The organism is Hahella sp. HNIBRBA332 (assembly GCF_030719035.1).
Taxonomy (GTDB): domain Bacteria; phylum Pseudomonadota; class Gammaproteobacteria; order Pseudomonadales; family Oleiphilaceae; genus Hahella.
The window spans coordinates 1,236,393-1,248,635 of sequence record NZ_CP132203.1 but is presented as its reverse complement, the minus strand read 5'-3'; the positions used below and the strand labels follow the sequence as shown (position 1 = coordinate 1,248,635).

8 protein-coding genes are annotated in these 12,243 nt (G+C 43.7%); all 8 read right to left on the bottom strand.

Going from position 1 to position 12,243, the window contains the following annotated elements:
• Positions 1-4: 4 nt before the first annotated feature.
• Positions 5-1,420 carry a hypothetical protein gene (locus O5O45_RS05925; protein WP_305904326.1) on the bottom strand — a complete coding sequence of 472 codons (1,416 nt, stop codon included), beginning with the start codon at positions 1,418-1,420 and terminating at the stop codon, positions 5-7.
• 2 nt (positions 1,421-1,422) lie between these two features.
• Positions 1,423-2,175 (bottom strand): class I SAM-dependent methyltransferase, encoded by a 753-nt coding sequence (locus O5O45_RS05920; RefSeq protein ID WP_305904325.1) that lies wholly within the window; start codon positions 2,173-2,175, stop codon positions 1,423-1,425.
• A gap of 30 nt (positions 2,176-2,205) precedes the next feature.
• Positions 2,206-3,963, bottom strand: a complete 1,758-nt coding sequence (locus O5O45_RS05915; RefSeq protein ID WP_305904324.1) for a carbamoyltransferase C-terminal domain-containing protein — start codon at positions 3,961-3,963, stop codon at positions 2,206-2,208.
• Positions 3,963-5,219: a lipopolysaccharide biosynthesis protein gene (locus O5O45_RS05910; protein ID WP_305904323.1), complete on the bottom strand. Its 1,257-nt coding sequence runs from the start codon at positions 5,217-5,219 to the stop codon at positions 3,963-3,965. Before O5O45_RS05910 ends, O5O45_RS05915 begins: the two co-directional genes overlap by 1 nt.
• A 73-nt stretch (positions 5,220-5,292) precedes the next feature.
• Positions 5,293-6,153: a class I SAM-dependent methyltransferase gene (locus O5O45_RS05905; RefSeq protein ID WP_305904322.1), complete on the bottom strand. Its 861-nt coding sequence runs from the start codon at positions 6,151-6,153 to the stop codon at positions 5,293-5,295.
• The gene (gene asnB / locus O5O45_RS05900; RefSeq protein WP_305904321.1) at positions 6,134-8,008 is read right to left on the bottom strand and encodes an asparagine synthase (glutamine-hydrolyzing); all 1,875 of its coding nucleotides are present in this window, start codon (positions 8,006-8,008) and stop codon (positions 6,134-6,136) included. Before asnB ends, O5O45_RS05905 begins: the two co-directional genes overlap by 20 nt.
• Before the next feature lie 64 nt (positions 8,009-8,072).
• Entirely contained in the window at positions 8,073-9,026 is a 954-nt protein-coding gene (locus tag O5O45_RS05895) for a Wzz/FepE/Etk N-terminal domain-containing protein (protein ID WP_305904320.1), read from the bottom strand.
• 123 nt (positions 9,027-9,149) lie between these two features.
• Positions 9,150-12,242 (bottom strand): SLBB domain-containing protein, encoded by a 3,093-nt coding sequence (locus tag O5O45_RS05890; protein WP_305904319.1) that lies wholly within the window; start codon positions 12,240-12,242, stop codon positions 9,150-9,152.
• Between the last annotated feature and the right edge of the window lies 1 nt (position 12,243).

The following is a 12,243-nucleotide window of genomic DNA, read 5'->3' as shown; positions in this document are numbered from 1 at the left end:
AATTTCAACCCGATCTCAAAGCTAAACCGTTGTCAACATTACTTCCACATCTGTAGCATCTTAACCCCAACACTTCCTTAAGAATTTGCTTAGTTTCTCTATAAACCCTACCGCCACCTAAAATTATAGCCGAAGCGATCAGAAATATAATTAAAGGCTGAGCAAATCCCGTCCCACTTCTAACGATGTTAAACAAATTAGCCAGAACAAATATAGATATAGATTTTCCTGCATAATTTTCATCAAGCGACCATAACTTAACATAAAGAATTTTAAGCAATCTTCCAAGAAAGAATGAAAAGAGAATTCCTACAAAAAAACCCATCCCAAACATGAAGTCAACAACGAAGCTTGAAGGTAAGGTCGTTGTCGCAGATCCATTGGCGTACATCCAAGGGTAAAGAAACTGCTGCTCAGAAATACTTCCATATATTTCTGGTTTGCCAGACCAGATAGCTCGGGGAACAGCCCCTAAAAATAAGTTGAACAACCAAGCCCCACCACCATCAACACCAAACAAAAGCTGATTTAAGTCAACCTTTTCCAAGAAGGCTGCCAAATGATCAATACCTTCAAATGAAGACGATAAAGAAGTAAGAAAATTCCTCATGGCAAATGCGCTAAGTATTATTTTACTAATAGATACATCCTCAGAAATGAACAAATATGGATCGGTATACCTTAAAGTCTGGAGAAGTGGCGCAAGAAATATAGAAGAGAGTATTAACGCCGGGGCAAGCGCAGCACCTCTCCGTCGCCTTAAAATATAGCAAACAGCCAAAACAAATATGGTCATTGATATGATACGCCTGGAAGCTAATGCGACAGTCATGATGAGAGAGGTAATTAAAACTGCCATAACGACAGCTAGAAAAACGCCATCTTTAGCAGGCTTATTTTTATAGATAAAAACCATACACACATAAGAAAAGAAGGCATTCAAGTAAAGCTCTGAGAACAAAAATATATGCCCTCCTCCTGTCCTCATTTCGTTTTGCTCATTACCTTGAAAAGGAACAAATACTCCTTCATGTATCACTCTATTAAACAAAAAAACCCATGCCAGCCCAACTAACAATAAAACTTTAATTCCAGGAAAATTTACTGGGTTTTCTCTCTTATAAAAAAAAGGCTGATTAGCAACTGAGAATGACAGGTATCCCAAAAAAGCAAATAGCCAAAATAAAAATGCAACAAAGAGTGAAATAATAAGCTCTGACTCTAACCAATCCCTACTAACCTGAAGAGATATAATTCCCTGGTCAATCAACACGCCTCTAAATGGAAAGTATATTATCCATAATAAAGAGAAAAACCAAAAATGATTCAGGCAGGATTTAGAAATTCCTACACGGCAGGTATCGTATAGCCAAAGACCAACTATCAAAGCACAGGAAGAAGCCAAAAAAGCAAGAAGCATTTCTACTCACTTCCAATAAAGTGGATCTTGTAACTCATACTCTTAACATTTAAGAAGAATTTATGTATTTTCGGAAGTACACCTTGAAAGGCCCCTTCCATAATCAGGTGTTCCTTTTTGCATATCATTCCTTGCTTACTAAAAAGCTCTCTCCAGAATGGTTCTGAGTGAAAACAAACTCCGAAACCAGCTGTATTGGCGCCCATCAACTTAGCAAAAGGGGCTAATACTTTACTAGACGAAACTCCATATATTATTTTGCTTGTAATTTCATTAAATAGTCCTCCATTATAGTGAATTTCATAAACAACTATCACACCACCTCTTGTTAGCAATCTTCTAGATATTTCCAAGGCTTTATTTTGTAACTCTACCGAGGCGGTCCAGCTTTCGCCAACAAAGTGATGAAGTACGAAATTAAAAAATATGACGTCAAATCTCTCATCGCCATCTAGCTTTCTATCCGCCCAGTCCAAGTAGTTATCACATATGACTTCTTTATTATGGCGAGGTGCGTTCTTATCAGCCATTGCCCGACTCATCTCAACAATTGTCCCCTTTGATTCGGGCATGGAGCTCAGCATGGTGTCCAAAAAGGTTCCATTGCCACCCCCGACATCGAGTAAGTTTACTGAAGCAGGATTATTGAGAAGAGCGCGAATAATATTTACAACCGGCGAAACAGCATGTACAGCAGTAGAGTCATGATCAAAATAAGCCACTCTATCTTCTGAGAGCTGGACTATATCGTTCATAATTGCGTACCTTTTAATCTTATCGTAGCGTTAAGCTTTTGAGATTAAGAATGTTCCGAGCGCCAAATATTGCAGACCTGAGTTTTCAAAAGTCATAATTGCCTGCTCTGGTGTCGCAACTAATGGATAGCCATGAAGATTGAAACTCGTATTTAAGACGGCTCCAACGCCCGAAAGCCTCTGGAACTCGTGGATCAGTTTGTAATAGTCAGGGTTAACCTGCTTCTTGACAACCTGGGGTCTCAGCGTGTGATCTCCTTGATGAATCGCCGCACGCAGTTGAGCGACTCCTTCTTCTGTCGCCTGATATGTACATATCATATAAGGCGCTTCTGATTTCTCGGGATTATAGTTTTCTAAATAGCGTGACGCACTCTCCTCAAGAATACTAGGCGCGAAAGGCATCCAAAAGTCTCTTGATTTGATCAGATCATTAACTGTATAGAAGCTTTCCATATAGCTCGGGTGCGCTAATATAGCCCTATTTCCCAATGAGCGAGCCCCCCACTCACAGCGGCCATGAAATCTTGCAACCACATTCTTGCTTGCAAGCAGTTGCGCTATTTTGACTTCTATATCATCAAATTCCTGAATTTTATACTTCTCACTCAACCTCGTCTTTTCTATATAATCAACACACTCGTCCCTTGAGTATCCGATACCCAAAAACAGGTCATTTAAAGGCTTGGTAGGCTGGTGGCTTCTTGCTGCAAAGTCATAACAAGCTCCTATTGGGTTTGATTCATCTCCACATGAAGGCATAAAGCAAACTGTATCGACTTCCTCCAGGTCCTTTATTCGCTGGTTTAATTTAACGTTCATAAAGACGCCGCCGCCAACGTATATATCCCTCACCCCTGTCTTCGCGATTCCATTTTTTATCCACCGAATGCACAAGTCCTCAGTCAAGTGCTGTAATGCAGCCGCGATATTATCGAAACGCTCTCCAACTGCATTTTCAACCAGATAGTCATAGAACTTAGTGGTATCTACTTTGGACGAAAAACTAAGCGGATTCTGTGGATCTATATCTATTACCGGCTTGAAGACTCTTTCGTAGGTTTTCAGATAATAGCTCTTCGCATATGGAGCCAATCCCATGACCTTATATTCATGCTCAAGTATCTTCATGCCTAAAAAACGAGTGGTATTACTATACACTCCCCCCAAAGAAGACCTCATCGGCGTCTCGGCGACTCTCTTCCAGCTACCATCAGCCTTTGCAAGGCTAACGGTGGCGCACAAACCATCGCCACTACCATCCAGGGTAAAAATCAGTGCGTCTTTTGTTGACGGTGTAGGGGAAAATGAATGAAACGCTGCACGGGCATGGCAGGTATGATGCTCAATATGCTCTATCGCTTTGTTCTCAAGTCCCGCTTTTCTAAGATTAGCTTGTAACTCCTCTAAACCCATTTCTTTCAGCTGGTTCGCCCGGATTGTCCTAAGACGATCAAACGCCTTAGGAGCCAAGCGTCCCGCAATTCCTTTTTCAGCTTTTTTTATGAGTTCCGCAAGGCTTAGGGATGTCTGGGTTTCTGGAGTGGAGCCAAATAGATAGTCATAACAAATGGCGGGAAAAACCTCTAGGCTCGCTATTAACACTTTATCAATTTCATCCTTGCGCCACCTCAACTCTTTGCAAAGAGCGTTAATAGCGTCAACCGGAAAGTCTGCTGAGTTCTTCTTATTATCCAGTTTCTCTTGACTTAAAGCGCCTTTAATCTCGCCACCGTCCATAGCCGCAACAGTGGAATTATGACCGACATGAATTGCTAGTATTTTCATTAGATCAATCTCTCTTTTTTTATTATAAAGTAATAAGCTATGGCCAAACCTAGTATGTATTCAATATTAATTGCCACGATGGGAGATATAAAACCGAAATATCCATACAACAGAAATATCAAGATAATTTTTACCATTAGCTCAGCCGCCATAACTTTGACCAGCATACGCAGTTTGACCATTGCATAGAGAAAACTAATTGGCCATCGAACCAAGCTCAAACAGAATACAGCCCCAGCGCACACCAAGTAATTAAAATCACCTTTTAGCTCTGGGACAGAGCCTACCCATAACTCTAAAATTATTTCCCCGCACAAATAAAAAAACGTTGCCGCCATGAGGCACATTAATGCATAAACGGAGAACCCTTTCCTGAATAGATTTCTTAGCTTTTCAGTTTCGCCTTTTGCGTCCATATGAATAACATAAGGCTCAGCATAACCGGGGGCCCTCCATAATGTTTGCATAAGAAGATTGGGGATTTTCCATATAAGAGTAAGAGTGGCGGCGGCCTCCGCCCCCATTAAGTATCCTACAATAATTACATCCGAAAAAAGAAAAAGCAGTAATACACCATAGATAGAGTAACCTATAGCAAAGTTTTTAAGCATCTTAGAAGAAATCGCCATCTGTTCTTTGTCAGGGCTTAGAAGAACGACATAGCTCCCGAAAGTCGATAGTCTTCGCCAATAGTAGTAAGAACATATCCTCATCGCCACATATCCAGTCGCCATAGCGATAAATACCGCCTGCATACCAACACCAGAAATAATCATAAGATATACAGAGGCAACCATAACCAAAGGATTAATGATTTGTAAAATATTCCCTTCATGTTGCTTTTTAGTCGCGGCGAATGCAGCCAGCTCAGATGAGTACTCATACTGAATTACGATATAGACACAAAAACTTATAATTAAAGAATACAGGTCATGTTTTGTATAGGATTCAGGAGCTCCACTAAGCCAATAATCCTGGAAAAAAAAACCTATCGCCGCCAGCAACATCGCGACAACAACACCATAACCTGTAAACAAATACTTGGATGCGGAATAAATTCGACAAGCGCCTGTAATATCATTTTTGGCCACCGCCTCCCCCATCAATCGAGCGCCGCCGCCACTTACCCAGGTTATCCCTAATGCGAGCAGCGGTATTGTGGCGAGCATCATGGAAATGACGCCAAAGCCCCATTTTTCGTATCGATCAAGATATAAAGGTATCGTAACAAGCTGCCCTAGCATTGTTACGAACATAAGGATATAGCCGCTCGATAGTGTGCTCAAATAGGGCTTTATTACTTTAATTGACGCGAAGGCGAACAATGCGCTATCCCTTTTTAGCAACATACATGAGGCTTGGATAAAGGCCGACGAAAAAAACCACTTTAATTATCGCCTTCGCCACGCCCAACTTGTTCAATATACGAAGAGACTTTGCCAGCCCTGGATAAGCCTTTATTTCCACTGCATTACCTAGTAGAGAACGCTCCACTTTCTCAGAAAATATATTTCTAACATAGAGTCCATTTTTCAATAGCAATCTTTTGATTTGATGAGGCGTTACAAGTTGTAAGTGACCAAGGAAAGGAATTTGGCGCCGCTTCCCTTGAAGCAGCGCAGTCAAAGCCATCCATTTTTTTCCAAGCTTTGGTATCGTCCATATTTGCAAATGAGGCTCGTAAGGCCATATATAATTGGGGGCCTCAATATATATCACCCCGTTTTTCGAAAGCACTCGCGACATTTCATTTACAACTTTCTCGACATCACCTACATGTTCAATAACGGTACTGCATAAAATCAAATCGAATTCGCCATCCTCAAAGGGCAAGCTCTCACCAACCCCTTGAACGAACCTGCACCTAGGGACATCCTCAGACAGGGCTTCCGCCACTTTAACCGCCTCTCTTTCAGGCTCAATGCCTGTCACCTTCGCTTCTGGATACTCTTCCGCAAGGGCGACGCAGTTCATACCGATAGATGACCCAACCTCCAGGATGTTTTTCACATGACTTCTATCTACATATTGGGAAACCCACTTGACGACCTGACGAGAGGACTTGGAGCAAGCTTCGTAATGACGCTGGAGGTTCTCTCCCTGAAGAATCCGCTCCGCATGCCCCCTGTTCTCAGAGTTATTCAAAAAGTCCAGCCAAAGGGTTTTCGTCTCAGAAGTTAGCAATCTCATGATTCCTCCAGAGTTGAATGGCGAAGAGTCTCGCTATAGTGCTGGTGTCAACGCGGCCGTCACCACTTAAATACCGGCTCCAGACATTACTCAAATTTTTAGTATCAAACAGGCCATCACAATCGTTCGCTTCTGCAAAAAGTCGGTCTCCTATTTGACGCCACGGTCCTTTTAAAACATCTTCTTCCTGAATACTCATGCCAAAACCACGCTTTGGCGCATACAGTATTTCTTCTGGTATCAAGTCTCTTACCGCCTCCCTGAGAATATGTTTCAAACCTTCGCCGCTTCCACCTTTTCGGACCTTATCTTTGAAATGTATTCCCATTGCAGCCGCAATAACTTCTTTATCAAGAAAAGGGGCCCTGAACTCCACAGACGCCATCATGGCTGGGAGGTCAGATGAAATTGTTATTGAATGAGCATTCTCAATTAACAACGCCAAATAGTTAGATTCATCGATAAAATCCTTGTTAGGGAGCAGCGGTCCCCAATAGCTCATTTCCTCGGAAACATAGTTCAGCATCGTCCTGGCGACATCTGGCGGTATGATCAAAGGCCATTGCTCCGCAGCCTTGTATTTGTAGTATGCTGCTTTTCTCAATCCAGGCCTTTCCAATAAAAACTTTAAAGGCCCTCGCCTCCAGCTGTCTGGGGCTATTCGAGCGCACGCCAAAAGTAAAGCTACGCCACTCAGAAACCTTGATATTTTTGCAGTTTGGAAGTGCCCGGTATAACCAAAGAAAAGCTCATCAGCGCCATTGCCACTCATGACGACTTTAATCCCGTCCTCATGAATCGCTTCGGACATCTCATAGGTATGAATCAGCGGCAATAACATGATCGGCTCGCCCCAAGTCGCTAATAAAGTCTTAAAAACCTGGAGCTGTCTGTTAGCGTCAAAATAGAATTCTTTGTGACTTACTCCGAAGAGGTCCGCCACTTTTCTCGCTCGACACAAGTCTTCGTCCTGAGGACCAGCGCCAAAAGCATAGGTTCGAATAGTTTGATTGGTATGCTTTTTCATCAAGGCGACGATAGCTGAACTATCGACGCCCCCCGACAACAACGCGCCAACCGGGACATCCGCTTGTGAGCGGATAGCCACGGCGCTCTCAATCACATCACGTAGCTCGCCTGCGTCTCTCACCATACCCGGCGCAGGATTCCAGTGCCGCCACATTGCTTCCAACTTTCCTTCGCAGACCACCATCGCATGACCAGGTCGTAATCTTTTAATGCCGTGAAATGCAGTGTGTGGTTCAGGTATATGCCGGAGATTATGAAGAAGCATCGCCGCCAAAGCAGAATGGTCAATGCTTCTATTAATATCCGTAAACACTCCCAACGCAGGGATTTCAGAAGAAAAATAAAAACCGCTATCGGTTTCAGCATATATGAATGGCTTCTTGCCAATAGGATCCCGCGCGCAAATCAGAATGTTTTTCTGATGGTCAAATAATGCAAAGGAAAACATTCCTCTTAATTCTTCAAGGAACATCTTGCCCTTCAACTGATAGGCGGCTAACAATACTTCAGTGTCAGAGCTGGTCTTAAATCCATATCCAAGCGCTTCATATTTGATCCGTAGCTCTTTGTAGTTATATATCTCCCCATTAAAAACTATCGTTAACTTACCACAGGAACTGTGCATAGGTTGGTCACCTAGAGGAGATAAATCAATGATCGCCAGCCTGGAATGACAAAGACCTACGGTTTCTGTTTTATTAAGCCAATAAGCAGACGCATCAGGACCTCGATGCCGTTGCTTCGCCAATATCTCTTTAAGCAACTCCGCACCATCCGGCATCGCCGTGTGTGAAGGTTTATAATAGAAGCCGCCTATTCCGCACATTAGCTTGACAAATCCTCATCCCATTTACGTGAACATTTATAATGCAAGGACAACAAACTCAAGCTTATTCAATTTTTTTGTTTTCAGTTAATACCTGAATAAATAGAACCAACAAAATCCCAAAAACGCATCCAGCAATAGCGCCCACAATTACTATTTGAAATCTATTCGGCTTATATTTTTGCTCAGGCACAAATGCCGGATCGATCACTCTGAATACATAATCTTCCCTGACACTAGCCAACATAGCCACTTTTGCCTGCGCCTCGACCAACTGATACAAAACTCTCTGCATTTCCGCATTTACAGTTAGTCTTATTTGCTCATTCAGATACTCTATACTTCTTTCAGCTTCAGCTTTTTTCTGTAGTCTTACATGACTATTTAATTTATCTACCAATAAGGTTACCCAATGTGCAGCCTCTTCTGGCTGGTACGCCATGACTGAAACCGTCACCAAACCAGTTTTAGGGTCTTCGAATACGCTTAAATGTTTGCTTAAAAAAAGCTGATACGCTTTCTGCCACGAAGGTTCAAGGTTGGATTTTTCATCATTATTCGAACCACCTTTAACCCATCCCCAAATACTACCTAACAGAGAGTCTGGCTTTTCCCACTGCCCACTCTCCTTATTCCAGTTCTTAATGAATAGAGAGGACTTAATATTCCCCTCTTGCAAAAAGTGAGTGAGAAATTCTTGCGACTTCAAGATAGCCAGAGCCTCAGTAACCTCCGACTTCCCGCCGCCAATATTTAGTCCCGCAATACTGGCTAAGCCGCCAAACTGACCAGCAAGCCCCGCAAGGCCACCTTTCTGCTCTTCCTGTGCAGGGACTAGCAATATAGAGGATTTATATATATTCGGCTTACCAACCGCCATGAATATGGCGAATATAAAGGACACCAAGGTTAGGGAAACTATTATCCACTTTCCTTTCCACAACGCAGAGAATATATCCCTGAAGCTGACTTCATTATCCTTATATGTCTCAATAACAGGAAAAGTCTTTCTTTCCATAGCTTAATAGTCCATTGAGAAAGTTATTTCTCTTCCTATTTGGATAGATACTTTCTTCATAACCCCTCCTGATAAGAGTAACAATAACTACATTAATGCAGCTATGCCAGGAAATTAATTAGCCTACAAACTAGCAACCGCCGCAGCCCCTAAGGCTATCTGATAGAAGATCTGGCTGACGTTAGTCCATAGTTGAAGCTTGCTAAGTCTGTCTGTTTCCAAAGGTACGACAATAGTATCTCCGGGCCCAATCCTCTCAGTTCCACTACTAAACCATGGAGACCCTCCGGGAAGCCAAACGGAGCCATTCGCTCTCACAACATAAGTACGGTCCGCGTCCGCTTGCGCAGTTTCGCCTCCGCTTCGCCTAACATAGTCATCAACAGTAAGGTTTTGATAAAAAATATGACTGGTGGAAAACTGGACTTCACCAATTACGGTTACAGATTGTGTAATTGGCGGAACGATTAGTTTGTCGCCCTCCTGCAAAATAACATCCTGCTTTCGATCTCCCTGCATTAACGCACTCAAATCTATAACCAGACGACCCAATGGCTTACTTTCTTTAACTTGGCTAAGTAGATTCTCAAGCGTACTTAAGTCAGTCGTGGATATTTCCTGCCCTGGATTACCCTCTCTAGCCAGCTGCAACTGCAGCGATGCCAGATCTCTTTTTAAGCGCGCCTCAGCCTCCTTCAATCTTTCAGCCTCTAATTCAGCCAAACGTTCCCTTGTGTAAATCGCACCTTTTATAAAGGCATTCGAGCTGAAACCTCCTGCTCGCTGAATGACCTCCGACAGCGTCTCACCCTTTCTAACCACATATTCACCAGGAAACTGGACTTCGCCTTCCAAAGTGACCGTATACCGCTCAGCGTACTCAGGTATAGTTTTTATAAATACCTTATCCATCGCCTTCAGCTGATTCGCTTGCCCATTACCTATTGCGCTCACGGGCGTATTGAAAACTTTCAGATCACTTTTTGCAGAAGAGACATTTATTCGTGAAATCTCTGCCTGCAACGTATATGAAGAGTCAAGCAAGCCTCCTGCTGCGCGAATTAATCGATCGAGTGAGAAGTTTTCCGTAATCGGATATGAACCTGGGAACTTCACTGCTCCACCAATAGTCACATACTGAGGTGGATGTCCTGGTCGCGCCTGCTCCCTTAATCTATTTATAACGTCATTTAGCAGCGGCTCCCTGCTGGCGTCTTTGTTAAAGAGGATGAGCTTATCCAAGGGACTAATAACGTAGCCCTCACCACCCTTTTCTGAAAAGATATCCACTAAATCCAAGTATTGGACAGAGATATCTCCTCGGGGGTTAATTTCTCTCACTAGTATTGCGTAGTTGAGATCAGTCACCGCCGGATCTATCCCCCCTGCGGCCATGATCGCATCCTTCGCTGAGTAGTTGGCGGGCAAAGGAAATTTACCTTGCAGGCGAGCAGTTCCTAGAACAGAGAAAGTTTTTTCTTTCTCAGCCGGACTTGATTGAGCCTTTAATTTCCTCAACAATCCCGCCAGCATTTTGCTTCTGCTGCGATACTTATCGAAGACCAGTAATCGGTCCTTGTCGAGCATCGCCACGTTAGCAGGACTATCCGGCCTGGATAGCGCTTCGCCCAGTTTGACGTGGATCGCTTCGATATCCTTGTATGCGTTCTTTTCCCTGATTATCAACGCATACTCCAAGTCCGCCAAAGGTTTCAATCCCGACTTAATTGAGTGCAAAACATCGCTAACCCTCATGCCCGGGCTCCAGTCGTAAACACCTGGACGACTGACTTCACCCAGAATTTTTACATACCCTTCCACGAGATTGTCCACTGCGCCGACAGTAATCAAGTCGCCATTTTTGACGCCAAACCTTTCCCCCTGCTTAGTAAGGAGATTCACGTCCTGTACTGTCTTTTTAAAACCGTCAGCGACCCGCTCCACCTTAGTAAATTTCGGATAAGCTTCCGCCCGAAGCCCACCTGCCAACTCAACGACTTCGGATATCGTTTTTTCATTTCTCAGCTCATAGATAGCTGGACGTTGAACATAACCACTAACGCCCACTGCTTTACCTTTGGGAGGAATGAAAATGACATCGCCCGGCTGCAAACGACGATCAGCGCTTGTATCTCCTTGTAGCAGCAGGTCGTACAAATCCAAAGTGGAAACCAGTTTACCTTGACGCTTCAACTGGATGTTACGTAGAGAACCAGTAGATCTCACTCCTCCGCTGACAAATAGCGCATTAGTCATGGTGGATAATGAACTTACCGTATACGCTCCCGGCGTCCTGGCTTCCCCCAAGATGAAAACTCTTATGCTTCTTAACTCGCCTAGAGAAATCGCACTCTCGACACCAATAAATTTTTGTTGAATTAAGCGTGTTAATTGATCTTTTAACTCGTTGAAAGATAAACCCGCTACGGAAATGGGGCCTATCTGAGGTATCTGTATTTGACCATCTCTGGTTACTATCAACTCATGCAGTTGGTTCTCTTTGCCAAACATCTGCACCCGAATAGTGTCACCAGGTCCAACGATATATTCTGCAGGTATGGGAATTTCGGTGACTGGCGCAAATGTAGTCGGGGCGCCAGCAAATAAATCATAGCCAAATGGTTTCAGCTTATCGGTGATAGAGGACGCATCACGTCTTTCTTTTCGCTCAAGTTTTTCTTGCTGTTCACGTCTTTCTTGCTGGACATTTCTAAACTGCTCAGAGCCTCGGTCCTTATAATAGCGTTCTCTACCTTCCTCTCTACTCTCTCTTGAGTACGAACCTCTCTCTTCCTCATACTTTAAACGTTGACGCTGATCTCCTTCAGCAGGAGGGCCATCATCCCGCAGCAGCCAATCTTGCTCATAGGAATGCTCATCTTCGTCTGGCTCCCAGTCATACCCAACCCCCTCCATGCGATCATTGGAGGCGTCGCCACCAATGGAGCGCTCTTGTTCATCAGAAGGCAACGGCCTGACAGGCGATTCCGGAGCGGGCTCAAGCTTCTTATTATTTGTGGCAGTTTGTGACTTTTTTAAAGCGTCTATGTCCAGGCCATATTGTTGGGCCAGCGCTTTTTGCTGCGCCTCAGGGAGCGAGAGAAACTGCTGCACTTGCTCTTGCGTTAGCGTCTGAGCGCCAGAGAGCACACTCCATCCCCAGAGAAACATTAGCGCTATAGCTTTATACATACTGTGCATAGTTATGTTCTTCATT

Bases quoted from the DNA above. Each gene is read 5' to 3' on its own strand.
- O5O45_RS05915 (WP_305904324.1), bottom strand. From the start codon at position 3,963: ATGAAAATACTAGCAATTCATGTCGGTCATAATTCCACTGTTGCGGCT.
- O5O45_RS05920 (WP_305904325.1), bottom strand. From the start codon at position 2,175: ATGAACGATATAGTCCAGCTCTCAGAAGATAGAGTGGCTTATTTTGAT.
- O5O45_RS05925 (WP_305904326.1), bottom strand. From the start codon at position 1,420: ATGCTTCTTGCTTTTTTGGCTTCTTCCTGTGCTTTGATAGTTGGTCTT.
- asnB (WP_305904321.1), bottom strand. From the start codon at position 8,008: ATGTGCGGAATAGGCGGCTTCTATTATAAACCTTCACACACGGCGATG.
- O5O45_RS05890 (WP_305904319.1), bottom strand. From the start codon at position 12,242: ATGAAGAACATAACTATGCACAGTATGTATAAAGCTATAGCGCTAATG.
- O5O45_RS05895 (WP_305904320.1), bottom strand. From the start codon at position 9,026: ATGGAAAGAAAGACTTTTCCTGTTATTGAGACATATAAGGATAATGAA.
- O5O45_RS05905 (WP_305904322.1), bottom strand. From the start codon at position 6,153: ATGAGATTGCTAACTTCTGAGACGAAAACCCTTTGGCTGGACTTTTTG.
- O5O45_RS05910 (WP_305904323.1), bottom strand. From the start codon at position 5,219: ATGTTCGTAACAATGCTAGGGCAGCTTGTTACGATACCTTTATATCTT.